This window comes from Aminobacter sp. P4_H6_2, from assembly GCF_056400805.1.
Genome location: NZ_JBFUKO010000003.1, coordinates 17976 through 43153, shown reverse-complemented (window position 1 = coordinate 43153; position 25178 = coordinate 17976). Strand labels below are relative to the sequence as shown.

Sequence of the window (25178 nt, the reverse complement as noted above, 5' to 3'; positions counted from 1 at the left end):
GCTTGCGAGGACTGTGCGCGAACTCGGTACGAAYAGCACCCAGCCAGCGGCTGCGACAAGCGCAATGACGATTGCCAAGACAATCTGCTTCCAGGCGGCCATCTGCATTCCAGTCTCGCTAAGTCCCTCGGCCCGGCATCGATCCGGTGCCACCTACACCGCTGCGCGCGGCGTCTGCACATTGTTTCGAGGTCTTGTGCGCGCAAAAAGGGCGTGCAGGCGACCGCAGTATAGCCTATTTCGATAGCCGAGACTTATGGCAATTCTCCGCCTGCCGCACATTAAATCTGCGTAATCTTTGCAGGAATGGACGCCGGATCAGCGCAGATCCTCGATCTCGCGGATGCGCTTGGCACCATCGGTTTCGAGCTTTCGGGTCAGCGCGCCGATCAGCGTTTCGGCGGCCACGAACAACGCAGCGGACGAATCCCAGGCGGAAGGCACTGCTGTGCGCCCGGCGATCACATGGCGGGCAAACCGCGCGATCGGCGACAGCCACTGGTCGGTGAACAGGACGATCGTTGCGCCGCGATTATGCGCTTTCTCGGCAAAGTGGATCAGGCTGTCCTGGTAGCGGCGGATGTCGAAGATCAGCAGCGTGTCGCGCTTGCTCATGTCGATCAGCCGATCGCGCCACAGGCTTTCCTGGCCGACGAGGTGGGTGACATTCGGCCGGATCAGATTGAGATGGGCGGCCATGTAGCGCGCCAGGGGATCGGTGAAGCGGCCGCCGACGAGATAGACATGGGCGCGCTGGTTGGCGAGCTGACCGACGATGTCGGTGAGTTGCTTGTCCGAGATATGCCTGAACGTCTCGCGGACATTTTCGAGCACCGCCTCGAGGATAGGCGCTGTCGAGGCGGGCAGGGGCGATTGTGCCGTGTTGGTGCGAGAGGCAGGCGACTGCAACTGGGCCGCCAGCTCGTCCTGAAGTGCCGACTGGAACTCCGGGTAGTTCTGGAATCCCAGCCTTGCAACAAAGCGCAGGATGGTCGGCGACGACACACCGGCCTGCTGGGAGAATTCGGCCACCGTTTTCAGCCCGATCAGCGGATATGACGCGATCAGCGTCTGGGCCGCACGGCGCTCGCCGGCCGGCATCGTGTCGATCTTTTCCGTGATCAATTCGGCAACGCTCGAAACCATCTGCATCTCCTCTGCGCACGTGGCCGATCTGGCCCAGCCGTGAGTCAGTTGCGCGCCTCAAATGACATTTGACAAACTCTTCCGATGTGTATGAAATCATCCATAGGGGCGCAATGAACAAAAATACGTAACATACGATACGGCCCCGGGGATGAATGAATGGGTATGGGCCAGGCCGCACTACGCGCCATGTCGAATGCCGTCCGGGTGACCAATCGGGCCGGGCGCAGCCCTTACGTCATTGTCTGCGATCACGCTTCCAATCGTCTGCCCGCGAGCTTCGGCACGCTCGGGCTCGACGCGTCCGAAATGCAGCGCCACATCGCCTGGGATCCGGGCGCGCTGCCGGTCGCCGAACGCATGGCCGAAGGCCTCGATGCGACGCTGGTTCAGTCCTGCGTCTCGCGGCTTGCCATTGATTGCAACCGGCCGCTCGCGGCCAACGACCTGATCCCCGAGATCAGCGAAACCACAGCGATTCCCGGCAACGCCGCACTCACCGTCGCTCAGCGCGAGGCGCGAATCGCGCTATCATGGCGACCGTTCCACGATGCGATCGACGAGGTCGTTTCGGAACGGCTCGGCGAAGGGCGGGAGACGAGACTGGTGTCTGTCCATTCCTTCACCCCGGTCTACAAGGGCGTTTCGCGCCCCTGGCACATCGGCATCATTCACGACGAAGATGCCCGGCTCGCCGCCCCCTTGATCGCGGCGCTGCGGGAACTCGACAACGTCAATGTCGGCATCAACGAGCCCTATTCGCCGGCCGACCGCGTCTATTTCACCCTGGAACACCACGGCAGGTCGCGCGGCCTGCCGTGCGCAATGATCGAAATCCGCAACGACGAAATTCCGGCGCAGACCGGGCAGCGGAAATGGGCGGATTTGCTCACGGGCATCTTTGCGGAACTCGAACCGGAGGCGGGCGAGGCAGCCCCATTCCAGACGGGCACCGGCCGCGCAGCTCAATCGAAGGCATAACAATAAGGGGACACTGACATGGCAGCACCTGGTTATACCGACAAAGACAAGAGCGAGGACGTCCAAGTCCTTCACARTATGGGCTACGCCCAGGAACTCGAACGGCGAATGAGCCAGTTCTCGAATTTCGCGGTTTCTTTCTCCATCATCTGCATTCTCTCAGGCGGCATTAATTCGCTGGCCCAGGCAACGTCGGGCGCGGGCGGTGCCGCCATCGGCATCGGCTGGCCGCTCGGCTGCTTCGTCAGCCTGGTCTTCGCCGTCGCCATGGCGCAGATCAGCTCGGCCTATCCGACGGCCGGCGGCCTCTATCACTGGGGCTCGATCCTCGGCAACCGCTTTACCGGCTGGCTCACTGCCTGGTTCAACTTGCTCGGCCTCGTCACCGTGCTGGGCGCCATCAATGTCGGCACCTACTACTTCTTCATGGGCGCCTTTGGCACCACCTATCTCGGCCTCGAAGACACTACCACCACCCGTATCATCTTCCTGGCTATCATCACCGGATTGCAGGCACTGGTGAACCATATGGGCATCGGCCTTACCGCCAAGCTCACCGACTTCTCCGGTTACCTGATCTTCGCAACCGCGATCGCACTGGCGCTCGTGTGCCTGATCGCGGCCGACAGCTACGAGATATCTCGACTGTTCACCTTCTCGAACTATTCGGGTGAAGCGGGCGGCAATGTCTGGCCGGCCAATTCGTCGATGTGGGTGTTCCTGCTTGGCCTTTTGCTGCCGATCTACACCATCACCGGCTACGACGCCTCGGCGCACACCTCCGAAGAGACGCTGAAGGCAGCACATTCCGTGCCGCGCGCCATGATCGGTTCCGTGCTGTGGTCGGCCCTGTTCGGCTACATCATGCTGTGCTCGTTCGTGCTCATGCTGCCGAGCATGGACGATGCCGCAAAGCAGGGCTGGAACGTGTTCTTCTGGGCGATGACCGAAYAGGTCAACCCGCTCGTCAAGGACCTGCTTTACTTCGCCATCTTCGTCGCCCAGTGGCTGTGCGGTCTGGCGACAGTGACGTCGGTGTCGCGCATGATCTTCGCCTTCTCGCGTGACGGTGGCCTGCCGGGCTCGCGGGCACTGGCCAAGGTCAGCCCGACCTACCGCACGCCGGTAGCTGCGATCTGGACCGGCTCGATCCTGGCGGTGCTGTTCGTCTGGGGCTCGTCGCTTGTCTCCATCGGCGAGACGCCGGTCTACACCATCGTCGTCGCCTGCACGGTCATTTTCTTGTTCTTCTCCTTCACCATCCCGATCGCGCTCGGTTTGATTGCCTGGGGCACGTCGAAGTGGGACAAGATGGGACCGTTCGATCTCGGCGAGGGCGTCTTCAAGCTGTTCGCCGTGCTGTCGATCATTGCCATGGTGCTGATCTTCGTGATCGGCATCCAGCCGCCCAACGACTGGGCGCTCTACATCACTGTCGGCTTCCTGGTCGTCACCGGCATCGTCTGGTTCGGTTTTGAGGCACGCCGCTTCCAGGGCCCGCCGATCGGCGACGAGGTGGCCAAGCGTGCCGCCGAGATCGCCGCGGCCGAACGGGCCGTGGGCGAAACCGGACACTGACAGCTCTCACAATGGCCGTGGCCGGCCAAGCGCCGGCCACGTCTCGTTTCAACCCCCAAGACGATCTTTTGAAGTGGCATTGCCCGGAGCGGAACAAAAATGGCTGGAAATCTCTCATTCGATCAGTTGAAAAAGGCTGTCGCCACAGGCGAGATCGACACGGTTCTCGCTTGTGCCGTCGACATGCAGGGCCGGCTGGTCGGCAAGCGGTTTTTGGCCAAATACTTCGTCGAATCCGCCTATGACGAGACGCATGGCTGCAACTATCTGCTGGCCAACGACATCGATATGGAGCCGGTGCCCGGCTACAAGGCGGCGAGCTGGTCGAAAGGCTATGGCGACTTCGTCATGAAGCCCGACCTCGACACCATCCGAAAGGTGCCGTGGCTCGAAAAGACCGCGCTTCTGCTCTGCGACCTGCAGGACCACCACACGCATGAAGACCTCGCCCACTCGCCGCGCGGCATCCTGCGCAAGCAGGTCAAGCGGCTGCAGGATCGCGGCTATCTCGCCTATTTCGCTTCCGAGCTCGAATTCTACCTGTTCAGCGAAACCTACGACTCGGCGCGTGGAAAGCACTGGCAGAACCTCGACACGGCATCGCCCTATATCGGCGACTACCTGATCGGCATCACCACCAAGGAAGAAGGCGTCATGCGCCGGCTTCGCAACGAGATGGAAGCTGCCGGCATTCAGATCGAAAATTCCAAGGGCGAGTGGGGCCCGGGCCAGGAAGAGATCAACGTCCGCTACGCTGAGGTTCTGGAGATGGCGGATCGCCATGTCATCTTGAAGAACGGCGCCAAGGAGATCGCGGCCAGCGAAGGCAAGGCCATTTCCTTCATGGCCAAGTACAATTACGGCCTCGCCGGCAACTCCAGCCACATCCACAACTCGCTGTGGAGCGCGGACGGCAAGACACCGCTGTTCTACGACAAGGGCAGTGAATGGACGTTGTCGAAGCTCGGTCAGCAATGGGCAGCCGGCCAGCTCAAATACGCCAAGGAATTCACCTGGTTCCTGGCGCCCTATATCAATTCCTACAAGCGCTTCCAGGCCGGCACGTTCGCCCCGACCAAGATCATGTGGAGCGAGGACAACCGCACCGCTGGCTTCCGCCTCTGCGGCGAGGGCACCAAGGGCATCCGCATGGAGTGCCGGATCGGCGGTGCCGACCTCAATCCCTATCTCGCCTTCGCGGCTTTGATCGCGGCGGGCCTCGCAGGCATCGACGAAAAGCTTGAGCTGCAGAAGCCATTCGTCGGCGATGCCTATCAGGCTGCCAGCCTGCCCGAAATTCCCAAGACCCTGCGCGATGCAACGGAAACCTTGGCGTCGTCGAAGATGTTGATCGAGGCTTTCGGCGAGGACGTCATCGAGCACTACGTCCACACCGCGCGCTGGGAACAGTTCGAATACGACCGTCGCATCACCGACTGGGAATTGCACAGGGGATTCGAGCGGTATTGATAAAATCAAAAATTGCGAGATAATGTGATTATCGCAATATCAATCAGGCCGACATGTCCACGTCTCAGACAAAAATCGACAAGGAATGGTTCAACAGTCGAATGCAGGAGAACGGTCTGTCTCGTGGACAGGTGGCCAAAAAGATGGGGCTGGACCCAAGTGCCTTGTCGCGTGCACTGAATGGCCAGCGTGGGATTAAAACAGACGAAATTGTGAAAATCGCAGCGATACTCAACGAACCAGTAAGCGCGGTGGTTGCTCACTTATACATGCGTAGCGACACGGAGGTTTCTGCGATCCCTACGTCGAAGCCGCACCTCGGTGCTGGCTTTATGGAGGCTCAGTTGGATTTCAAAGATACGTCGGGCGGAAACGAAGAGCGCATCGTCGCACCGCGCGGGGCCGATCCCTTGTTCGGCTGCATGGCTGACACGCTGACTTTGTTGCCGGACGTCGACTATACCGCGCCTGCCGATCCCGACTGGGGCAGGGCATATGAAGACTGACGGGCTGCTTCTGGATACATGCTTTATTCTGTGGCTTTCAACCGAGCAGCCGGTGGCACGCGTTGCCGTCGACGAGGTCACCAGTGTCCGGAAAAATGGCGGCGTGATCTCCGTTTCGGCGATGTCGGCTTGGGAAATCGGACTGCTTGTCGCCAAGGGCCGGCTTCCGTACATCAAGTCGCCACTTGCATGGTTTCAGCAGTTTGTTGAAGCAGGAGCTGTGCGTGTCGAAGCTGTCGACAGCGAGGTTTTGGTTGAATCTTCGTTTCTGCCCGGCGGCGTCCACAACGATCCGACGGACCGCATCATCATAGCCCAGGCGCGATCGAAAAACCTGGCCATCGTCACGCGGGATCGTGCAATCCTTGCTTACGGTGCGGCTGGCTTTGTCAAGACAATCCCTTGTTGAACTGGAGTTCTCTGTTTTGGAAACCGTAAAACTCAAATCCCCCGTCGATGGGTCGATCTATGCCGAACGGCCGATCGCCGAGGACAAGGCGGTCAACGCCGCGGTAGAACGCGCCCGTACCGCACAGGTCGCGTGGGCCCAGACCTCGATTGCCGAGCGTGGCAAGTACATGCTGGCCATGCTGGAACACCTCGTGGCGATGAGCGACGAGATCGTGCCCGAGATCGCTTGGCAGATGGGCCGCCCGGTTCGCTATGGCGGCGAGTTCGGCGGCGTCAAGGAACGCACCAACTACATGGTCGAGATCGCCGAACAGGCGCTCAAGCCGGTGCTCGCCTCCAACCCCAAGGACGGCTTCCGCCGCTATGTCCGCAAGGACCCACTCGGCGTGGTCATGGTCATCGCGCCGTGGAACTATCCCTATCTGACCGCCGTCAATACCATCGTGCCTGCACTGATGGCCGGCTCGACCGTCATCTTGAAGCACGCCGCCCAGACGCTGCTCGTCGGCGAGCGTTTCCAGCAGGCCTTCGACAAGGCAGGCCTGCCCAAGGGCGTGTTCCAGAACATCGTCTTGAACCACGTCCAGACCGAGAAGCTGCTCGCCTCCGGCAAGATCGACCACGTCAATTTCACCGGCTCGGTTGCTGGTGGGCGTGCCATCGAAAAGGCTGCGGCCGGCACCTTCATGACGCTCGGCCTCGAGCTTGGCGGCAAGGACCCGGCCTATGTGCTGCCCGACGCCAAGATGGACCATGCGGTCGCCAACCTCGTCGAGGGTGCGTTCTTCAATTCCGGCCAGTGCTGCTGCGGCATCGAGCGTGTCTACGTCCACGAAAAGGTCTATGACCAGTTCGTTGAGGGCTTCATAGCGGAAACAAAAAGCTATGTTCTGGGCAATCCGCTTGAGCAGGCAACGACAATGGGGCCCATGGCGCAGGCCCGCTTCGCCGATTTCATCCGCGAGCAGAAGGCCGAAGCCCTGCGCAAGGGTGCCGTCGCGCATATGAACACCAAGGACGCGGCTGACAAAGCGGGATCGCCCTACCTGCCGGCCGAAGTGCTGACCAATGTCGACCACCAGATGAGCGTCATGCGGGAGGAGAGCTTTGGCCCCATCGTCGGCATCATGAAGGTGCGCAATGACGAAGAAGCCATCGCCTTGATGAACGACAGCCCCTATGGCCTGACCGCTTCGATCTGGACCTCAGACACCGACCATGCAGTTGCGATCGGCGACCGCGTTGAAACAGGCACGGTGTTCATGAACCGCTGCGACTATCTCGATCCCGCACTCGTGTGGACCGGCGTCAAGGACACCGGCAAGGGCGCGGCCTTGTCGCAGATCGGCTACGACAATCTGACCCGGCCGAAGTCCTATCACCTGCGCGAAAAGATCTGATTTCCCGAAAGCCAATCGATTTCCTGAAAGCAAAGACATGTCCAAACTCGTTTCCAAGTGGAACTACCCCACCACCGTTCGTTTCGGCGCCGGTCGCATTTCGGAGCTGCCCGACGCGCTTGCCGCCACCGGCATCAAGAAGCCGCTTTTCGTCACCGATCCGGGCCTGGCAAAACTGCCGGTCGTCGCTTCGACGCTGAAGATCCTCGATGACGCCAAGGTGCCTTACGGCGTCTTTTCCGATGTTCGCCCGAACCCGGTCGAGTCCAACCTCACCGCAGGCATTGCAGCCTTCAAGAAGGGCAAGCATGACGGCGTCATCGCCTTTGGCGGCGGTTCGGCGCTCGATCTCGGCAAGCTGATCGCCTTCCAGGCAGGCCAGACGCTGCCGGTGTGGGATTTCGAAGACGTCGGCGACTGGTGGACCCGGGCCAACTCCGACGCCATTGCACCGATCATCGCCGTTCCGACCACCGCCGGTACCGGCTCGGAGGTCGGCCGCGCCAGTGTTCTGACGCATGAGGCGACGCATACCAAGAAGGTCATCTTCCATCCGAAGATCCTGCCTGCCATCGTCATTGCCGATCCGGAACTTTCGGTGGGCATGCCGCAATTCATCACCGCGGGCACCGGCATGGATGCGCTGGCGCACTGCCTGGAGGCTTATTGCGCGCCCGGGTTTCATCCAATGGCGGACGGTATCGGCGTCGAAGGCGTGCGGCTGGTCTTTGAAAACCTGCCCAAGGCCTACGCCAACGGCAAGGATCTGACCGCGCGTGCCAACATGATGGCTGCCGCAGCGATGGGCGCGACCGCATTCCAGAAGGGTCTCGGCGCCATCCATTCCCTGTCGCACCCGATCGGCGGTCTCTACGACACCCATCACGGCATGACCAATGCCGTCTTCATGCCCTATGTGCTGGCGTTCAATCGCGATGCGATCGAAGACAAGATCGTCCGGCTGGCTGCCTATTGCGGCATCAAGGGCGGTTTCGACGGTTTCGCCAAGGCGGTGATCAAGCTGCGCAAAGAACTCAAGGTGCCGCACGCGCTGCCCGGGCTCATCAAGGGTCTCGACATGGACAAGAAACGCAAGACCCTGATCGCCGACATGGCGGTGGTCGATCCGACCGCTGGCGGCAACCCGATCAAGCTCACCAAGAAGGCAGCACTCGGCTTGCTTGAAAACGCCATCGAAGGGACGGTTTGAGACTAGTGCTGGAACGCGAACGCGACTTGTATAGTCGGCAAAATAGAGGGGAGGGCTTGGGGAGGCTTCCGCAATTTAATTAGCCGGTAAACAACGGCGACGATTGCGACAACCGATTAAAAGTAGTTAACTTTTTTCCACTGCGCGCGCCGGCTTCATTTAACCTTCATGCGATTGTCACATGAAGCCGATACCGCATCGCAGGCGTCTCAGGGCGTCAGTTCAACGGAGAGGACAACATGTTCAAGCTTACGGGAAAAGTGCTTTCCCTTACCGCGGCGTCGCTGATGGTGACGACCGCGATCGTTTCCGCGCAGGATCTCGCCGCGCTCGAGGCCGCCGCCAAGGCGGAAGGCCAGCTCACCACCATCGCGCTTCCGCATGACTGGTGCGGTTACGGCGCGGTGTTCGAAGGCTTCAAGAAGAAGTACCCCGAGATCACCATCAACGAATTGAACCCCGATGCGGGTTCCAGCGACGAGATCGAGGCCATCAAGGCTAACAAGGACAACAAGGGCCCGCAGGCGCCTGACGTCATCGACGTCGGTCTCTCCTATGGCCCGCAGGCCAAGGCCGACGGCCTGATCCAGCCCTACAAGGTCTCGACCTGGGATTCGATCCCCGATACCGCCAAGGATGCTGACGGCTTCTGGTACGGCGACTATTACGGCGTGCTGTCGTTCATGGTGAACAAGGATCTCGTCAAGAACGCGCCGACAGACTGGGCCGACCTGCTCAAGGACGAATACAAGAACTCCGTCGCCCTCGCCGGCGATCCTCGCACGTCCAACCAGGCGATCCAGGGCGTCTACGCGGCCGGCCTGGCCTCGGGCGCAACCGACGCCAAGTCCGCAGGCGAGAAGGGCCTCGCCTTTTTCAAGGAGCTGAACGCCAAGGGAAACTTCGTGCCGGTCACCGGCAAGGCAGCGACGCTGGCACAGGGCCAGACGCCGATCATCGTTTATTGGGATTACAACGCGCTTAAGGGTCGGGACACGCTGAACAACAACCCGCCGGTCGAAGTCGTCGTTCCAAAGACGGGCGTCGTCGCTGGCGTCTACGTCCAGGCGATCAGCGCCTATGCGCCGCATCCGAACGCTGCCAAGCTGTGGATGGAATATCTCTATTCGGACGAAGGCCAACTCGCGTGGTTGGATGGCTACTGCCACCCGATCCGCTTCAACGATCTCGCCAAGAACGGCAAGATTCCGCAGGCAATGCTCGACAAGCTGCCGCCGCCTGCGTCTTATGAAAAGGCCGTGTTCCCGACGCTTGACGACCAGTCAGCCGCGAAAGAGATCGTGACCAAGCAGTGGGATTCGGTGGTTGGCGCCAACGTCCAGTAATTGAGTTTCTGCCATCACGGGCGGCCACGTGGTCGCCCGTATTTTCTCTCAAGACGGCGCACGAATGACCCAAGCCAGCATAACCACCACGGCTGATGCCGCGCGCTCCGCGCCACCGGACGCGCAAAGAGGCTTCCGCCTGCCGACCCATTGGCTCGGCGTCGCGCCGTTCTTCATTTTTGCACTGATGTTCCTGATCCTGCCGACGCTCTACCTCGTCGTCGGGGCCTTTCAGAACGATCAGGGCCAGTTCACGTTCGACAACATCCGGCAATTGTTCATCGACCAGTCGATCCGCGACTCTTACTGGGTGTCGATCAAGATCAGTTTCTTTTCCGCCACCATCGGCGCTCTCGTCGGCCTTGCCATGGCGATTGCCATCGTGCGCGGCGGGTTGCCCACCTGGGTGCGCTCGTCAACTATGACGTTTTCGGGCGTCGCCTCGAATTTCGCCGGCGTGCCGCTGGCCTTCGCCTTCCTGGCGACCCTCGGCCGTCTCGGGCTCGTGACCGTCATCTTGCGCGACGCCTTCGGTATCAACATCTACGCGATGGGCTTCAACGTGCTCAGCTCGTGGGGGCTGATCGTTGTCTATCTCTTCTTCCAGATCCCGCTGATGATCGTCATCATCACGCCCGCCATCGACGGACTCAAGCGCGAGTGGGGCGAGGCGGCAGCAACGCTCGGCGCCACGACCTGGCAATATTGGCGGATGGTCGTGATCCCGGTTTTGTGGCCGAGCTTCCTCGGCACTGTCATCTTGCTCTTCGCCAACTCATTCGGTGCCATTGCCACCGCTTATGCGTTCACCGGCTCGTCGCTCAACATCGTGCCGATCAAGCTTTATGCGCAGATCCGCGGCGACGTGCTGCACAATCCGCATCTCGGCTATGCGCTAGCCTTCGGCATGATCTTCGTCACCGGTCTCGCCAACATCTTCTATATCTGGTTCAGGACCCGCAGTGAGAGGTGGCTCAAATGAAGTCCAGTCGCTTCTGGGCCTGGCTCGTCTTTGCTGTTGGCGCCGCCTATTTCTTCATTCCGCTGATCGCGACTTTCGAGTTTTCGCTGCGCATGCGGCGCGGCGAATACTCTTTTGACGCCTACCGCGTCGTGCTCGGCGACGCCCGCTTCCAGGAAACCTTCGCCTATTCGGTGACGGTGGCGGTGTTCACGATCATCCTGGGCGTGCTGCTTGTCGTGCCGACGGCCTATTGGATCAGGCTGCGCATGCCGCAGCTCAGGCCCATCGTCGAATTCATCACTCTGCTGCCGCTCGTCATTCCGGCCATCGTCATCGTCTTTGGCTATATCAGGATGTATGGTTCGAACTCGCCGCTGCCGTTCCTGGGCTCGGCGCGGGGAACCGATGCGCTTCTGGTGATCGGCTATGCGACGCTGGCGCTGCCTTATATGTACCGCGCCGTCGACACGGGCCTGCGCACCATCGACGTGCGCACGCTGACTGAAGCCGCCCAGATTCTCGGTGYCGGCTGGGTGACCATCATCGCGCGCGTCATCCTGCCCAACGTGCTGATCGCCGTGCTGTCGGGAGCTTTCCTGACCTTCGCCATCGTCATCGGCGAGTTCACATTGGCGAGCCTGCTCAACCGCCCGGCCTTCGGTCCTTATCTGCAGAACATTGGTGCCAACCGCGCCTATGAGCCGGCAGCACTTGCGGTCATTGCTTTTGCCATCACCYGGGGGTGCATGTCGGTGATCCAGATCCTTGCACGTTTCGCGCCGAAGTCGGCAAATCGCCCGAACTGAACAAAAAGAGCAAAAGCCTATGGCCGACCCCTTCCTTTCCATCCAGAACGTCAAGAAATCCTTCGGCAACGTTGCCGTGGTCAAGGATTTCAATCTTGATGTCGGCGCGGGCGAGTTCGTCTCTTTCCTCGGACCCTCGGGTTGCGGCAAGACCACCATGTTGCGCATCGTCGCCGGCTTTGAGGAACCCTCGGCCGGCAAGGTCATGATCGGCGGCAAGGACGTTACTGGCCTCAAGCCCAACCAGCGCAATATCGGCATGGTGTTTCAGGCCTATGCGCTGTTTCCCAACCTGACCGTCGCCCAGAACATCGGCTTCGGCCTCAAGGTTGCCGGCATGCCCAAGGCGGAAGCTCAGGCGCGCGTCGCCGAGATGCTCAACATCATCAAGCTGCCCGAATTCGGCGACCGCTATCCCTATCAGCTCTCAGGTGGCCAGCAGCAGCGTATCGCCTTGGCGCGTGCGCTGGCGCCCAAGCCCAAGCTGCTCCTGCTCGACGAGCCGCTGTCGGCGCTTGACGCCAAGGTGCGCATTTCGCTGCGCGAGGAAATCCGCTCGATCCAGAAGAAGCTCGGCATCACCACCATCTTCGTCACCCACGACCAGGAGGAGGCGCTGTCGATGTCCGACCGCATCGTGGTGATGAACGAAGGCCGCGCCGACCAGACCGGCACGCCGTTCGAGATCTACAATCGGCCCTCGACCAAGTTCGTCGCCAACTTCGTCGGCACGCTCAATGTGCTTGAGGGCACGATCAGCGACGCTGCGTTGGGCACGGTCAAGATCAATGCCGAAGAGATAGGGCTCAAGGGCAAACTCAACGGGTCGAAATCCGGTGACACGCTGTCGTTTGCGCTTCGTCCCGAGGCCATCGCGCTCGGGCGCAAGGCGGGCAATGATTCAAGCCTGACCGGCCAGATCGCTGACGTGCATTTCCTGGGCTCGGTCATCCGCGTCCGTGTCGGCATTGGCCAAAACATGGTCTCGCTCGACACCTTCAACAGCCCCAACAGCCCTCCGCCTGCCGTCGGCGAGAAGACCGAGATCAGTTTTTCCTCTGGGGATGTGCTGGTACTACATTAGGTACAACAGCAAACCTGCGGTGATGCTGCAGGGCGACTAGAACGAATACCGTCAAATGAGAGGCCACGGACAGAGCCCGTGGCCTGCAATTGGCAATCGGCAACCGACTATGGATTGATGAGAACGTTGACCACCTTGGTGTTGTCGTTCTTGTCGGTCTGGATATCGACCTTGGCGCCTGCCGCAACTTCCGGTGGGATGGCGATAGAGGGGTCAATAGTCCAGCTGGTGCCGTCTTCCAGCGTGATGACGCGCGTTTCCTTGTTGTATTCCTTTACCACGCCATTGGCGTCGGCGAAGGCGGGAAACGACATTGTGCCGGCAACGGCCAAGGCGAGTACGAACTTTTTCATATAAGTGCTCCTTTGGTGTTTCAGCAATTTCATTGAACCACGTCGAAAGGCCCGCACGCACAAATTTCACGCGCACGCCACCGCCCCCAGCGACAGCTAAACAGCCGAGACGCTGTTTGGTTCCAACCAACGCAAAAAATTAATGGGCTAGACTAGGCGAAGCTAAGGGTCAGCCGATGCCGTACTGCATCATGAGAGCCGTCACGCGCTCGACCGCGAGGTCTGGCCTGTCGAGTACGTTGGCTTGATCGGCCAGGCGGAAGATATCGGCGTAATGCACCGCTCCACGTGCCGACTGCATGCCGGCCGGCATGGTGAAATGGTTCTGGTGGCCGTTGAGCCAGGCGAGAAAGACGACGCCAGCCTTGTAGTACTGCGTCGGCGCCTCGAAAATCTTGCGCGACAGCGGCACGGTTGGTTCGATGGTGGCACGGAAGGTATCCACATCGCCTTGCGCCAGAGCCGCAAGCGCCTTCGAGGCCGAGGGTGCCACCGCATCGAAGATGCCGAGCAGTGCGTGGCTGTGGCGCGTGCCGTCGCCTTCGATCAAACTGGCATAGTTGAAATCGTCGCCGGTGAAGCAGATCACGCCCTCGGGCAGGCGGCGGCGTAGCTCGACCTCATAGGCTTGGTCGAGCAGCGAGATCTTGATGCCTTCGACCTTGTCCTTGTGGTCAACGATGATGGCGAGCACGGTGTCGAGCGCGTCCTCGAAGCGTCTGCTGCCCCAGTAGCCTGCAAGCTCGGCGTCGAACATGTCGCCGAGCCAGTGGAGGATGACCTTGTCTCCGGTCTGGCCTAGTATCCGGCCGTAGACCTTGCGGTAGTCGTCGGGCGATTTGGCAACATGCGCGAGTGCACGGCTGGCCATCATGATCGAGCGGCCGCCATGCTTTTCAACGAAGCCGACCTGTTCTTCATAGGCTGATATCACCTCGTCGAGTGATTTGGCGTCCTGTTTGGCCAGTTGATCAGTGCCGGCGCCACAGGCGAGGTCCGCGCCTTCGACCGAACGCGCCTCGGTGAGCGAACGGCGGATCAGCTCCTGTGCGCCGGCCCAGGCGAGTCCCATTCCACGCTGCGAGGTGTCCATCGCTTCGGCGATCCTGAAGCCGAGGCCCCAGAGGTGATGGCGAAAGGCCATGGTCGTATCCCAGTCGATCGCCGGCTTGTTCCATGGGGTTGTATCGGCCCATGGATCGGAAACGACGTGGGCTGCGGCATAGGCGATACGGTTGAAAACGGGCACTTCTGAGGGTCGCTCCAATGGCGTACCCACGAGCCTGTAGTCGATGACCGTGCGGTCCACTTGTGGAAGCTTCACAAACCTGGCCATGGGTTCCTCCCCTGATCGGTTGCATGTCGTAATTTAGATCGTTCCAAATTTCAAGGCGGAATATCGAGGTGCCGCGGAGTTCATCTGGACTTCAAGTCTYTGATCGCTGGAGTCGCAGAGCAATTTTCGCCGAAAAGGTCACAACAGCCTGCAAACGCCCACGACAGGGGCTCGGAATGTGGATGCCGAAGTTGCACCATTGGCTCGGCGCTGCCGGAAAGGCGCAAGCTTCCGAAGCCTCGTGATGCTTGACAGTTTGGAACGTTCCAATTATTGGACTCGAATAACGGGCCGTAAGTCCCGCCGGGAGGATCGAGTTGAAGCAGCCGAAAGTGACAGTTGTCGATGTTGCGCACGCCGCTGGCGTGTCGAAATCGACCGTGTCGCTCGTCCTTCAGGGCAGCTCACTGGTGAACGAGGGGACGCGAGCCAAGGTGGGTGCCGTCATCCGCGAGCTTGGCTACGTCTACAACCGTGGCGCTGCCAATCTCCGGCAGTCAAAATCCAAGATCGTCGGCATCGTCGTCAACGACCTGACCAACAGCTTCTTTGCCGAACTTGCCGTCGGCATGGATATGGTCGTGCAGTCTGCCGGCTACATCCAGTTCATGGCCAATACCTCCGAAAACGCCGACCGGCAGGGCGAGGTGATCGCCTCGATGCGCGAGCACGGCATGGCCGGGCTGATCCTGTCGCCGGCGCGAGGCACGACAGCCGCCGACCTCAAGCCGCTGGTCGATAGTGGCATTCCGGTGGTGCTCGTGGCGCGTAACGTGCCCGGCCTAAAAGTTTCATCTGTGGTCTCCGATGGCCATGCCGGTGCGATGTCGGCGGTCCGGCACCTGGTCGAACTCGGGCATCGGCGCATCGCCTTCCTTGGCGGCTTCAACGACACCGCCGTCTTCGAAGAACGGATGCGCGGCTTTCGCGATGCGCTGCGCGAAGCTGGCCTGGATCCCTCGGAAGAGCTGGTCATCAGCTCGGCGCCATCGCGCGCCGGAGGTGTGGCGGCGGTCGAGCGGATGCTGTCCATGGCCGATCGGCCGACAGCGGCCCTTTGCTTCAACGACGCGGTGGCGTTCGGCGCTTGCGATGGCCTGCGCAGCGCGCGCATCGAGCCGGGTGTCGATTTTGGCGTAATCGGATTCGACGACGTGATCGAGGCCAAGACGGCAGTGCCGGCGCTGACCACCGTTTCCGTCGATCCGCAAGGCATGGGCAGGCGGGCGGCACAGCTTCTGCTCAAGCAGATCAATGCCGGTGATTTCGACGCCGAGGCAATGGTGGCCACGGTGCGTTTGGTGGTGCGCGAAAGCTGCGGTGCGCCGCAACGGGTCAAGGAGCTTATGGCATGACGCGCTGGGGTCTGATCGGGGCGAGCACCATCGCCAGGGAATGGGTGATCGGCGCGATCCGGGCGACCGGCGGCGAGATCGTTTCGGTGATGAGCACCAATGCCGAGCGCGGCCGTGCCTATGCCGAGGCGAACGGAATCGCCAAATCGGTCACTTCGCTCGACGGTATCTTTGGCGATCCTGATATCGATGCCGTCTACATCTCCACGACCAACGAACTGCACCACGATCAGGCTATTGCCGCAGCGCGCGCCGGCAAGCATGTGCTGTGCGAAAAGCCGCTGGCGCTTTCGCTCGACGATGCCAAGGCGATGGTCGTCGCTGCCCGCGAGGYCGGCGTTGTCATGGCGACCAACCACCATCTGCGCAATGCGGCGAGCCACCGTGCCATGCGTGACGCCATCGCTTCGGGGCGCATCGGCAAGCCGCTGGCCGCACGGGTGTTCCATGCCGTCTACCTGCCGCCGCATCTCCAGGGTTGGCGGCTCGACAAGCCGCAGGCTGGCGGCGGCGTGATCCTCGACATTACGGTGCATGACGCCGACACGTTGCGTTTTGTACTGGGCGACGATCCGGTCGAAGCGATTGCGCTGAGCCAGAGCGGCGGCATGGGAATGCGCGGGCTTGAAGACGGCGTGATGGGCGTTTTGCGCTTCAAATCAGGTGTCATCGCGCAATTTCACGACGCCTTTACCACCAAATTCGCCGAGACCGGCTTCGAGGTGCATGGCACTGAGGGATCGCTGATCGCGCGCAACGTGATGACGCAGAAGCCTGTTGGCTCGGTCGTCCTGCGCAATGCCGAGGGCGAGCGCGAACTGCCGCTCGGCCAGCACAATCTCTACGAAGCGGCACTTTCGGCCTTCCACAATGCCGTCGCCGGCAATGGCGCGCCAGCGGCAAGCGGCGAGGACGGCGTGTGGTCGTTGGCCACCGGGCTTGCCGTCGCCAAATCGGCTGCGACGGGTGCTGCGATTGCAATCGAACCGGGGCTCTGAGGCGATGGGCAAGCACATCACGCCCGCTGAAGCGGCAAGCCTGATCCCGGACGGCGCAGTCGTTTCGGTCTCGTCGTCGAGCGGTCTTGGCTGCCCCGATCTGATGTTGAAGGCCATCGGCGAACGCTTCGAGGCGTCAGGTCATCCGCGTGATCTGACGACGCTGCACCCGATCGCTGCAGGCGACATGAGCGGCATCAAGGGCGTCGACCACATCGCCAAGAAGGGCCTGCTCAAGAAGATCATCGGCGGCTCCTACCCCTCGGGGCCGTCAAGTTCCGAGCCGCCGCTGATCTGGCAGATGATCGGCAACGAGGAAGTCGCCGCCTACAACGTGCCTTCCGGCATCATGTTCGACATGCACCGGGAGGCGGCGGCCAAGCGTCCGGGCGTGCTGACCAAGATCGGGCTCGACACTTTCGTAGACCCTGATCGGCAGGGCTGCGCGATGAACGCCAAGGCCGCCGCCGAACCGGTGGTAAAGAAGATCAATTTCGAAGGCGAAGACTGGCTCTATTTCCCGGTCATAACGCCTGACGTGGCAATCATCCGGGCGACGACATCAGACGAACGCGGCAACCTCACTTATGAACATGAGGGTGCCTATCTCGGCGGCCTCGACCAGGCGCTTGCGGCGCGCAACAATGGCGGCATCGTCATCGCCCAGGTCAAGCGCATCACCAAGGACGGCTCGCTCAGGCCGCACGACGTGCGCGTGCCCGGCATGCTTGTCGACTATATCGTTGTCGATCCCGACCAGAAGCAGACGACGCAGACGGCTTACGACCCGGCGATTTCGGGCGAGATCATGCGCCCGCTCGACAGCTTCCGCGTGCCGGAGTTCAACATCCAGAAGGTCATAGCCCGGCGCGTCGCGCAGGAGCTCGAGGCTGGTAGTGCCGTCAATCTCGGCTTCGGCATCTCGGCCAATGTGCCGCGCATCCTGCTCGAAGAAGGCCTGCACGGCGAGGTCACCTGGGTGATCGAGCAAGGGGCAGTCGGCGGCGTACCACTGCTCGATTTTGCCTTCGGTTGCGCGTCCAATGCCGACGCCTTCATGCCGTCGCCCTACCAGTTCACCTATTTCCAGGGTGCGGGCTTCGATGCATCGCTGTTGTCGTTCCTGGAGATCGACCGCAGCGGCTCGGTCAATGTCTCCAAGCTCAGCTTCCGGCCGCATGTGACGGCAGGGGCGGGCGGCTTTGTCGACATCACGGCGCGGGCCAAGAAGATCGTGTTTTCCGGCATGTTCAATGCCGGTGCCAAGCTCGACATCGCAAACGGCAAGCTCGTCATCGACAAAGAAGGAAAACTCAAGAAGCTGGTCAACGAGGTTGAGCACGTCACCTTCTCGGGCCGGCGCGGCGTCGAGCAGGGCCAGGACGTCACCTATGTCACCGAGCGTTGCGTGATGAAGCTGACGGTCGACGGCATCGTGCTCACCGAGATCGCGCCCGGCGTCGACCTTAGGGCGCATATCCTCGACCAGTCGGAATTCCCGCTTATTGTTTCCGACAAGCTCAAGCTGATGGACGCGGCATTGTTTGCGGATGCGCCGATCGGGCTCAAACTACCGCGCAGGGCCGCGCGTACCCTTGGTGGTATCAATGGCTGACCAGCGCATCAAGGTCGAGGTCTCAGGCCATGTCGCGGTCATCACCGCGGCGCGGCCCGACAAGTTGAACGCCTTCGACATCGATATGCTCAAGGCGCTCTCGGCTGCCTGTGACGAGGTCGAGGCCAATGCTGACGTTCGTGTCGCGATCCTTACCGGTGAGGGCAAGGCGTTTTCGGCCGGTGGCGACATCAAGGCCTGGGGCGCGATGACGCCGAGCGAGTTCGGCCATGCCTGGGTGCGCTTCGGCCATCGTGTGTTCGAGCGGCTGGCGACGCTGCGCGTGCCTTTGATCGCGGCAATCAACGGCCATGCGCTGGGTGGCGGGCTGGAGCTTGCCATTGCGGCCGACATTCGCATCGCCGAACGGCACGTTAAGATCGGCCTGCCCGAGACCGGGCTCGGCATGGTGCCGGGATGGTCGGGCACGCAGCGGCTGGTGCGCCGAGCAGGTGCGCAGGTCGTGCGTCGCATGGCACTGGGCGGCGAGGTTTTTTCCGCCGAAGAAGCCGCAGCACTTGGGCTGGTCGACAAGGTTGTTGAAACAGGTGGGGCGCTGACAGCGGCGCGCGAATACGCAGACCGCATTGCAGCGCGTGGTCCGGCGGCGGTCGAAATCGCCAAGCTGATGATCGCCACCGCCAATGGCGAAGACAATGGAACCGCCGTCGAGGCGCTCGGCTCGATTCTCGTCGCCAAGACCGGCGACCTGAAGGAAGGGCTTGCCGCCTTCAGCGAGAAGCGCGCGGCGAAATTTTCGGGAGAATGGTAATGACGGTCCTGATGCGCCCCAAGCCGCTCGACGGTTTCAAGGTTCGTGAATTCAAGATGCTGATCGACGGCAAATGGGTCGCCGGTTCGACCGGCACGACCATCGAGCGCGCAAGCCCCGGACATGGCGTTGTCGTCAGCCGTTATCAGGCGGCGACAAAGGCCGATGCCGAGCGGGCCATTGCGGCAGCTCGTCGCGCGTTCGACGACGGCCACTGGCCGCGGATGACCGGTGCCGAGCGTTCGCTGATCCTGTTGCGCGCCGCCGATATGATCGCTGCGCGGGCGGACGAACTTGCTTTTCTCGACTGCATCGAATCGGGCAAGCCGATCTCGCAGGCCAAGGGAGAACTGGCCGGGGCCGCCGACATCTGGCGCTATGCCGCTGCCCTTGCGCGTGACCTGCATGGCGAGAGCTACAACACGCTCGGCGACGGCACGTTGGGGGTGGTTCTGCGCGAGGCGATCGGCGTGGTTTCGATCATCACACCGTGGAATTTCCCGTTCCTGATCGTCAGCCAGAAGCTGCCCTTCGCGCTCGCCGGCGGCTGTACTGCGGTGGTCAAGCCGTCGGAGCTGACCTCAGGCTCGACGCTGGTGCTCGGCGAGATTCTGCTCGAAGCCGGCGTTCCGGCTGGCGTGGTCAACATCATCGTCGGCACCGGCCTCGAGGCCGGCGCGCCGCTGACCAGCCATCCCGATGTCGACATGGTGTCGTTCACCGGCTCGACTGGCATTGGGCGCCTGACCATGGCGAACGCGGCGCAGACGCTGAAGAAGGTGTCGCTGGAACTCGGCGGCAAGAACCCGCAGATCGTTTTCCCCGATGCCAATCTCGACGATTTCGTCGATGCGGCGGTGTTCGGCGCCTACTTCAATGCAGGCGAATGCTGCAACGCCGGTTCGCGCCTGATCGTCCATCGCGACATCGCCGAAGACGTTACCAGCCGCATTGCAACCCTCTCCGCCAAGGTCAAGGTCGGCGATCCGCTTGACCCCGAAACGCAGGTTGGTGCGATCATCACGCCGCAGCATCTTGCGAAGATCGTCACTTACGTGAAAGGTGCGAGAGACAGTGGCGCTGACGTCGCCATCGGTGGTTCCGCCGCCGATCTCGGCCTTGGCCAGTACATGGAACCGACGATATTGTCGTCGGTCGCCCCCGACATGGCGGTGGCGCGCGAGGAGGTGTTCGGACCGGTGCTTTCGGTACTTACCTTCGAGACCACGGACGAGGCGATCCGCATCGCCAATTCGATCGACTATGGCCTGTCGGCTGGCGTTTGGAGCCGCGACTTCGATACCTGCCTGACTGTCGGCCGGCGGGTACGCGCAGGCACCGTGTGGATGAACACCTTCATGGACGGCGCTTCCGAATTGCCGTTCGGCGGTTACCGCCAGTCAGGCATCGGCCGCGAGCTCGGCCGCCATGCGGTGGAGGATTACACCGAGACCAAGACGCTCAACATGCATATCGGACCGCGCACGGGCCACTGGATGCCGAAGGAGGCACGGGCCTGACGGTCAAGAGGAGGAATTCCCCGAGGCGGGGCCGAAGGGAACTTATGCCACGCAATCGTGCGTGAGGAACTTGCAACCGGGAGGAACTGGAATGCGTAAGTTTTTGATGAGTACGGCAGCTGTTGCGGCGCTGTTTGCCGCGCCGATGCCGATGGCGCATGCCGATGAAAGTGTGGAAGTGCTGCACTGGTGGACGTCGGGCGGTGAAGCTGCTGCACTCAACGTGCTGAAGAAGAACCTGGAAGCCCAGGGCGTGACCTGGAAGGACATGCCAGTTGCCGGCGGCGGCGGCGAAGCCGCGATGACCGCGCTGCGCGCCCGCGTCACCGCAGGCGATCCACCCACAGCCGTGCAGGCACTTGGCTTCGACATCACCGACTGGGCCAAGCAAGGCGTGGTTGGCGACCTCAGCGAAATGGCTGACAAGGAAGGCTGGGACAAGGTCATTCCGGGCGCGCTGCAAAACTTCGCCAAGCATGACGGCAAGTGGATCGCAGCACCGGTCAACGTGCACTCGACCAATTGGGTCTGGATCAACAAGGCCGCCCTCGACGCTGCCGGAGGCAAGGCGCCCGAGACGTGGGACGAATTGATCGCTGTCCTCGACAAGATGAAAGCTAACGGCATCATCCCGATCGTCGGCGGCGGCAATGCCTGGAACGCGTCGACGATGTTCGACTCCGTGGTGCTGTCGCTAGGTCCAGACTTCTACAAGGCGTCGATGATCGACCTCGACCCTACTGCACTGAATTCGGACAAGATGGTCGAAGCCTTCGACCGCTTGGCGAAACTCAAGTCATATGTCGACAGCAATTTCTCCGGGCGTGAGTGGAACCTTGATTCCGCCATGGTCATCGAGGGCAAGGCCGGCATGCAGATAATGGGCGATTGGGCCAAGGGCGAGTTTGTCAATGCTGGCAAGAAGCCGGGTACCGACTTCGTCTGCATCCGCTTCCCCGGCACGCAGGGCGCCGTCACCTTCAACTCCGACATGTTCATGATGTTCAAGGTCGGCGACGACAAGAAGAAGGCGCAGCTGCAGATGGCTGCCGACATCGAAGACCCAGCGTTCCAGTCGTCGTTCAACGTGGTCAAAGGCTCGGCGCCGGCGCGCACCGATGTGCCTGATACGGCTTTCGACGATTGTGGCAAGAAAGCCATCAAGGACCTTGCCGAAGCCAACGAGAAAGGCACGCTGTTCGGCTCGATGTCCCAAGGCCATGCCAGCCCAGCTGCAGTGAAGAACGCCATGTATGACGTCATCACACGCCAATACAACGGCGACATCGACTCCAAGGCCGCGGCCCAAGCGCTGGCCGAAGCGGTTGCCGCAGCCAAGGGCTAAGTTTAGCCCAGTGCCCCGGCTTCGGCCGGGGCACCCTTTACCAGATCAACCCAGAGGCTGGACCCATGGCCGATCTTACGACGACCGCACCCCGCGCGGTAGCGAACCCGCGCGCGACGATGCAGGATCTTCTGCCGAAGCTCGTGCTGGCGCCGAGCTTCGCGGTGATCCTTATCTTCGTGTACGGCTTCATCATCTTCACGGCCTTCCTGTCGTTCTCAGGCTCGAAGCTTTTGCCTGATTTTTCGACCTGGGTCGGCTTCGGCAACTATGTCAGGCTGTTCAACCATCCCAACTGGATCACGGCCCTCAAGAACCTCGCCATCTTTTCGGTGCTGTACATCGTCGTGTGCAGCGCGATCGGACTGGCGCTTGCCATCTTCCTCGACCAGAAGATCCGCGGCGAAGGCTTCCTGCGGCCGATCTACCTGTACCCCATGGCGTTGTCGTTCATYGTCACCGGCGTTGCCTGGAAATGGTTCCTCGATCCGGGCATCGGGCTTGAGCACGTCATGCAGTCATGGGGCTGGGAAAGCTTTTCGTTCCGCTGGATCAAGGACGGCAAGATGGCGATCTACACCATCGTCATTGCCGCGGTCTGGCAGTCCTCGGGCTTCGTCATGGCGATGTTCCTCGCCGGCCTGCGCGGCGTCGACAATGAGATCATCAAGGCCGCCCAGATCGACGGCGCCTCGACGCTCACCATCTACCGCCGCATCATCATTCCGCTGATGCGCCCAGTGTTCCTCTCGGCTTTCGTGGTGCTCGCCCACCTCGCCATCAAGTCCTACGACCTTGTCGTGGCGATGACTGACGGCGGCCCCGGCACCGCGACCTGGACCCCGGCATTGTTCATGCAGAAATTCACATTCGGACGCAACGAAATGGGCATGGGCGCCGCTTCTGCGATCATCATGATGATGATGATCTTCACCATCATCGTGCCCTATCTCTATTCCGAGCTCGGGGGGAAGAAAAAATGAGCGCTGCTTCCCAAGACGTCGCCACCCGCAACAGCATCTTCGCCCGCGCCATCATCTATGTCGTGCTCATCCTGTTTGCGATCTACTACCTGCTTCCACTCTACGTCATGGTGGTCAATTCGCTGAAGCCGCTGGAGGAAATCCGGCAAGGCAACATGCTGGCGTTGCCGCAGCAATGGACGATAGCGCCCTGGCTGTCCGCATGGTCGACGGCGCAGATCGGCGTGCAGCCGGTCGGGCTCAAGCCCTATTTCATCAACTCGGTGCTGATGGTCGTTCCTGCGGTCGCCATCTCCACCATCCTCGGCGCGCTCAACGGCTATGTGCTGACCAAGTGGCGCTTCAAGGGTGACAGCATCGTCTTCGGCATGATGCTGCTTGCCTGCTTCATTCCGTTCCAGATCGTGTTGATCCCCTCGGCCCGCATCCTTGGCCTCACCGGGCTTGCCGGCACCATCACCGGGCTGGTGCTCATCCACGCCATCTACGGCCTTGGCTTCACCACGCTTTTCTTCCGCAACTATTACGAGGCGTTTCCAACCGAGCTGATCCGCGCGGCACAGATCGACGGTGCCAGCTTCTTCCAGATATTCCGCCGCATCCTTCTGCCGTCGTCGGGGCCGATCATCGTCGTCACCGTCATCTGGCAGTTCACCAACATCTGGAACGACTTCCTGTTCGGCTCGTCCTTCTCGGGCTTCAACTCCATCCCGCTCACGGTGGCGCTGAACAATCTGGTGAACTCGTCGACCGGCGTGAAGGAATACAACGTGCACTTCGCCGGTGCGATCCTCGCGGCCCTTCCCACCCTCATCGTCTACATCGTCTCCGGACGCTACTTCGTGCGCGGCCTGATGGCCGGCGCGGTCAAGGGGTAAGCCCATGTCGTTTCTCAAGATCAGCAATCTCTACAAGTCCTATGGCCAGGTGGAGATCCTCAAGGACATCAACATCGAGATCGACAAGGGCGGTTTCCTGGTGCTGGTCGGCCCGTCGGGCTGCGGCAAGTCCACGCTGCTCAACACCATTGCCGGACTCGAACCGATCACCTCGGGCGAGATCGCCATCAACGGCAAGTCGGTGGCCGGGCTGCATCCGTCCAAGCGCGACATCGCCATGGTGTTCCAATCCTATGCGCTCTACCCGAACATGACGGTTGCGGGGAACATCGCCTTTGGCATGGAAATTCGAGGCGTGCCCAAGGACGAGCGCGAAAAGGCGATCAAGACCGTCGCCGACATCCTGCAGATCGGCCATCTGCTCGACCGCAAGCCGAGCCAGCTTTCCGGCGGCCAGCGTCAGCGCGTCGCCATGGGCCGGGCGCTGGTGCGCGATCCGCAGGTGTTCCTGTTCGACGAGCCGCTGTCCAATCTCGACGCCAAGCTGCGCGTCGATATGCGCACCGAAATCAAGCGCCTGCACCAGCGCATGAAAACGACCATCGTTTATGTCACCCATGACCAGATCGAGGCGATGACGCTGGCCTCCAAGATCGCCGTGCTGAAGGACGGTGTGTTGCAGCAGTTCGGCACTCCGGCCGAGATCTACAACAGCCCGGCCAACATGTTCGTCGCCGACTTCATGGGCTCGCCGGCGATGAACCTGCTCAAATGCCGTCTCGAAGGCGGTGCGGGTGGTCTCAGTGTCATTCTCGATCGCCCTGGCGATCAGCCGCTGGCACTGCCTATCAAGGTGGCCAACGGCGCGCTCGGCGCCTATTCCGGCAAGGAGATCATTTTCGGCGTGCGGCCTGAGGCGCTGACCGACCCTGATGGCGCCGACCGCAACGCCAAATCCATCGCCGAAGGCGAGTGCCTGATCGAGGTGGTGGAGCCGGCCGGCTCCGACACCTTCGCCGTCACCAAGCTGGGCGGCAAGGAGGTGGTCGCGCGGCTGCGTGCTGACGCGGCCATACATGCAGGCCAGAAGACGAAGCTCGCCTTCAACCTCGACAAGGCGGTCTTCTTCGACCCCACGAGCCAGCTGCGTATCGCCTGAA

23 protein-coding genes are annotated in these 25178 nt (G+C 61.4%); 20 read left to right on the top strand and 3 right to left on the bottom strand.

Annotated features, from left to right (window positions below; translation table 11 throughout):
* Nucleotides 1–318: 318 nt before the first annotated feature.
* Nucleotides 319–1146 carry a MurR/RpiR family transcriptional regulator gene (locus AC1DUU_RS00675; protein ID WP_476781477.1) on the bottom strand — a complete coding sequence of 276 codons (828 nt, stop codon included), beginning with the start codon at nt 1144–1146 and terminating at the stop codon, nt 319–321.
* Nucleotides 1147–1305: 159 nt separating this feature from the next.
* Between AC1DUU_RS00675 and AC1DUU_RS00670 the strand changes: the two genes are divergently transcribed.
* From AC1DUU_RS00670 to AC1DUU_RS00620, 11 genes are all read left to right on the top strand, one after another.
* On the top strand, nt 1306–2127 hold the full coding sequence (locus AC1DUU_RS00670; protein WP_476781476.1) for an N-formylglutamate amidohydrolase: 822 nt from the start codon (nt 1306–1308) through the stop codon (nt 2125–2127).
* A gap of 18 nt (nt 2128–2145) precedes the next feature.
* Nucleotides 2146–3705 (top strand): amino acid permease, encoded by a 1560-nt coding sequence (locus tag AC1DUU_RS00665; protein WP_476781475.1) that lies wholly within the window; start codon nt 2146–2148, stop codon nt 3703–3705.
* A gap of 99 nt (nt 3706–3804) precedes the next feature.
* Nucleotides 3805–5175 carry a glutamine synthetase family protein gene (locus AC1DUU_RS00660; RefSeq protein ID WP_476781474.1) on the top strand — a complete coding sequence of 457 codons (1371 nt, stop codon included), beginning with the start codon at nt 3805–3807 and terminating at the stop codon, nt 5173–5175.
* Nucleotides 5176–5228: 53 nt separating this feature from the next.
* Nucleotides 5229–5681, top strand: a complete 453-nt coding sequence (locus tag AC1DUU_RS00655) for a helix-turn-helix domain-containing protein (RefSeq protein WP_476781473.1) — start codon at nt 5229–5231, stop codon at nt 5679–5681.
* A complete protein-coding gene (locus tag AC1DUU_RS00650; RefSeq protein WP_476781472.1) occupies nt 5671–6090 on the top strand; it encodes a type II toxin-antitoxin system VapC family toxin in 420 nt (139 codons plus the stop codon). Before AC1DUU_RS00655 ends, AC1DUU_RS00650 begins: the two co-directional genes overlap by 11 nt.
* A 16-nt stretch (nt 6091–6106) precedes the next feature.
* Nucleotides 6107–7492, top strand: coding sequence for an aldehyde dehydrogenase family protein (locus tag AC1DUU_RS00645; RefSeq protein ID WP_476781471.1), 1386 nt, complete (start codon nt 6107–6109; stop codon nt 7490–7492).
* A 37-nt stretch (nt 7493–7529) separates the two neighbouring features.
* Nucleotides 7530–8702, top strand: a complete 1173-nt coding sequence (locus AC1DUU_RS00640) for an iron-containing alcohol dehydrogenase (protein WP_476781470.1) — start codon at nt 7530–7532, stop codon at nt 8700–8702.
* 239 nt (nt 8703–8941) lie between these two features.
* Nucleotides 8942–10048: an ABC transporter substrate-binding protein gene (locus AC1DUU_RS00635; RefSeq protein ID WP_476781469.1), complete on the top strand. Its 1107-nt coding sequence runs from the start codon at nt 8942–8944 to the stop codon at nt 10046–10048.
* A gap of 64 nt (nt 10049–10112) precedes the next feature.
* Nucleotides 10113–11030, top strand: coding sequence for an ABC transporter permease (locus AC1DUU_RS00630; RefSeq protein WP_476781468.1), 918 nt, complete (start codon nt 10113–10115; stop codon nt 11028–11030).
* On the top strand, nt 11027–11818 hold the full coding sequence (locus AC1DUU_RS00625; RefSeq protein WP_476781467.1) for an ABC transporter permease: 792 nt from the start codon (nt 11027–11029) through the stop codon (nt 11816–11818). The genes AC1DUU_RS00630 and AC1DUU_RS00625 overlap by 4 nt, the downstream gene beginning before the upstream one ends.
* A 19-nt stretch (nt 11819–11837) precedes the next feature.
* Nucleotides 11838–12902, top strand: coding sequence for an ABC transporter ATP-binding protein (locus AC1DUU_RS00620; RefSeq protein WP_476781466.1), 1065 nt, complete (start codon nt 11838–11840; stop codon nt 12900–12902).
* Nucleotides 12903–13009: 107 nt separating this feature from the next.
* Here the strand turns inward: AC1DUU_RS00620 and AC1DUU_RS00615 are convergent, their stop codons facing one another.
* Both AC1DUU_RS00615 and AC1DUU_RS00610 read right to left on the bottom strand, forming a co-directional pair.
* Nucleotides 13010–13255 (bottom strand): hypothetical protein, encoded by a 246-nt coding sequence (locus AC1DUU_RS00615; RefSeq protein WP_476781465.1) that lies wholly within the window; start codon nt 13253–13255, stop codon nt 13010–13012.
* Nucleotides 13256–13424: 169 nt separating this feature from the next.
* Nucleotides 13425–14591 carry a dihydrodipicolinate synthase family protein gene (locus tag AC1DUU_RS00610; protein WP_476781464.1) on the bottom strand — a complete coding sequence of 389 codons (1167 nt, stop codon included), beginning with the start codon at nt 14589–14591 and terminating at the stop codon, nt 13425–13427.
* Between the two features lie 317 nt (nt 14592–14908).
* Between AC1DUU_RS00610 and AC1DUU_RS00605 the strand changes: the two genes are divergently transcribed.
* The 9 genes from AC1DUU_RS00605 to AC1DUU_RS00565 all read left to right on the top strand — a co-directional run bounded on the left by AC1DUU_RS00605 (nt 14909) and on the right by AC1DUU_RS00565 (nt 25177).
* A complete protein-coding gene (locus AC1DUU_RS00605; protein WP_476781463.1) occupies nt 14909–15946 on the top strand; it encodes a LacI family DNA-binding transcriptional regulator in 1038 nt (345 codons plus the stop codon).
* The gene (locus tag AC1DUU_RS00600) at nt 15943–16944 is read left to right on the top strand and encodes a Gfo/Idh/MocA family protein (RefSeq protein ID WP_476781462.1); all 1002 of its coding nucleotides are present in this window, start codon (nt 15943–15945) and stop codon (nt 16942–16944) included. The genes AC1DUU_RS00605 and AC1DUU_RS00600 overlap by 4 nt, the downstream gene beginning before the upstream one ends.
* A gap of 4 nt (nt 16945–16948) precedes the next feature.
* Nucleotides 16949–18559 (top strand): acyl CoA:acetate/3-ketoacid CoA transferase, encoded by a 1611-nt coding sequence (locus AC1DUU_RS00595; RefSeq protein WP_476781461.1) that lies wholly within the window; start codon nt 16949–16951, stop codon nt 18557–18559.
* Nucleotides 18552–19331 (top strand): enoyl-CoA hydratase/isomerase family protein, encoded by a 780-nt coding sequence (locus AC1DUU_RS00590; RefSeq protein ID WP_476781460.1) that lies wholly within the window; start codon nt 18552–18554, stop codon nt 19329–19331. The genes AC1DUU_RS00595 and AC1DUU_RS00590 overlap by 8 nt, the downstream gene beginning before the upstream one ends.
* A complete protein-coding gene (locus AC1DUU_RS00585) occupies nt 19331–20851 on the top strand; it encodes an aldehyde dehydrogenase family protein (protein WP_476781459.1) in 1521 nt (506 codons plus the stop codon). The genes AC1DUU_RS00590 and AC1DUU_RS00585 overlap by 1 nt, the downstream gene beginning before the upstream one ends.
* 91 nt (nt 20852–20942) lie before the next feature.
* Complete coding sequence (locus tag AC1DUU_RS00580; RefSeq protein ID WP_476781458.1) at nt 20943–22196, top strand: ABC transporter substrate-binding protein; 1254 nt, start codon at nt 20943–20945, stop codon at nt 22194–22196.
* A gap of 65 nt (nt 22197–22261) precedes the next feature.
* Nucleotides 22262–23179: a carbohydrate ABC transporter permease gene (locus AC1DUU_RS00575; protein ID WP_476781457.1), complete on the top strand. Its 918-nt coding sequence runs from the start codon at nt 22262–22264 to the stop codon at nt 23177–23179.
* A complete protein-coding gene (locus AC1DUU_RS00570; protein WP_476781456.1) occupies nt 23176–24057 on the top strand; it encodes a carbohydrate ABC transporter permease in 882 nt (293 codons plus the stop codon). Before AC1DUU_RS00575 ends, AC1DUU_RS00570 begins: the two co-directional genes overlap by 4 nt.
* Before the next feature lie 4 nt (nt 24058–24061).
* Nucleotides 24062–25177: an ABC transporter ATP-binding protein gene (locus AC1DUU_RS00565; protein ID WP_476781455.1), complete on the top strand. Its 1116-nt coding sequence runs from the start codon at nt 24062–24064 to the stop codon at nt 25175–25177.
* Nucleotide 25178: the final 1 nt, after the last annotated feature.

Excerpts from the sequence above, each read along its gene's own strand:
- AC1DUU_RS00675 (WP_476781477.1), bottom strand. The coding sequence starts at position 1,146 with ATGGTTTCGAGCGTTGCCGAATTGATCACGGAAAAGATCGACACGATG.
- AC1DUU_RS00670 (WP_476781476.1), top strand. The coding sequence starts at position 1,306 with ATGGGTATGGGCCAGGCCGCACTACGCGCCATGTCGAATGCCGTCCGG.
- AC1DUU_RS00660 (WP_476781474.1), top strand. The coding sequence starts at position 3,805 with ATGGCTGGAAATCTCTCATTCGATCAGTTGAAAAAGGCTGTCGCCACA.
- AC1DUU_RS00655 (WP_476781473.1), top strand. The coding sequence starts at position 5,229 with ATGTCCACGTCTCAGACAAAAATCGACAAGGAATGGTTCAACAGTCGA.
- AC1DUU_RS00650 (WP_476781472.1), top strand. The coding sequence starts at position 5,671 with ATGAAGACTGACGGGCTGCTTCTGGATACATGCTTTATTCTGTGGCTT.
- AC1DUU_RS00640 (WP_476781470.1), top strand. The coding sequence starts at position 7,530 with ATGTCCAAACTCGTTTCCAAGTGGAACTACCCCACCACCGTTCGTTTC.
- AC1DUU_RS00635 (WP_476781469.1), top strand. The coding sequence starts at position 8,942 with ATGTTCAAGCTTACGGGAAAAGTGCTTTCCCTTACCGCGGCGTCGCTG.
- AC1DUU_RS00630 (WP_476781468.1), top strand. The coding sequence starts at position 10,113 with ATGACCCAAGCCAGCATAACCACCACGGCTGATGCCGCGCGCTCCGCG.
- AC1DUU_RS00620 (WP_476781466.1), top strand. The coding sequence starts at position 11,838 with ATGGCCGACCCCTTCCTTTCCATCCAGAACGTCAAGAAATCCTTCGGC.
- AC1DUU_RS00615 (WP_476781465.1), bottom strand. The coding sequence starts at position 13,255 with ATGAAAAAGTTCGTACTCGCCTTGGCCGTTGCCGGCACAATGTCGTTT.
- AC1DUU_RS00610 (WP_476781464.1), bottom strand. The coding sequence starts at position 14,591 with ATGGCCAGGTTTGTGAAGCTTCCACAAGTGGACCGCACGGTCATCGAC.
- AC1DUU_RS00595 (WP_476781461.1), top strand. The coding sequence starts at position 16,949 with ATGGGCAAGCACATCACGCCCGCTGAAGCGGCAAGCCTGATCCCGGAC.
- AC1DUU_RS00590 (WP_476781460.1), top strand. The coding sequence starts at position 18,552 with ATGGCTGACCAGCGCATCAAGGTCGAGGTCTCAGGCCATGTCGCGGTC.
- AC1DUU_RS00585 (WP_476781459.1), top strand. The coding sequence starts at position 19,331 with ATGACGGTCCTGATGCGCCCCAAGCCGCTCGACGGTTTCAAGGTTCGT.
- AC1DUU_RS00580 (WP_476781458.1), top strand. The coding sequence starts at position 20,943 with ATGCGTAAGTTTTTGATGAGTACGGCAGCTGTTGCGGCGCTGTTTGCC.
- AC1DUU_RS00570 (WP_476781456.1), top strand. The coding sequence starts at position 23,176 with ATGAGCGCTGCTTCCCAAGACGTCGCCACCCGCAACAGCATCTTCGCC.
- AC1DUU_RS00565 (WP_476781455.1), top strand. The coding sequence starts at position 24,062 with ATGTCGTTTCTCAAGATCAGCAATCTCTACAAGTCCTATGGCCAGGTG.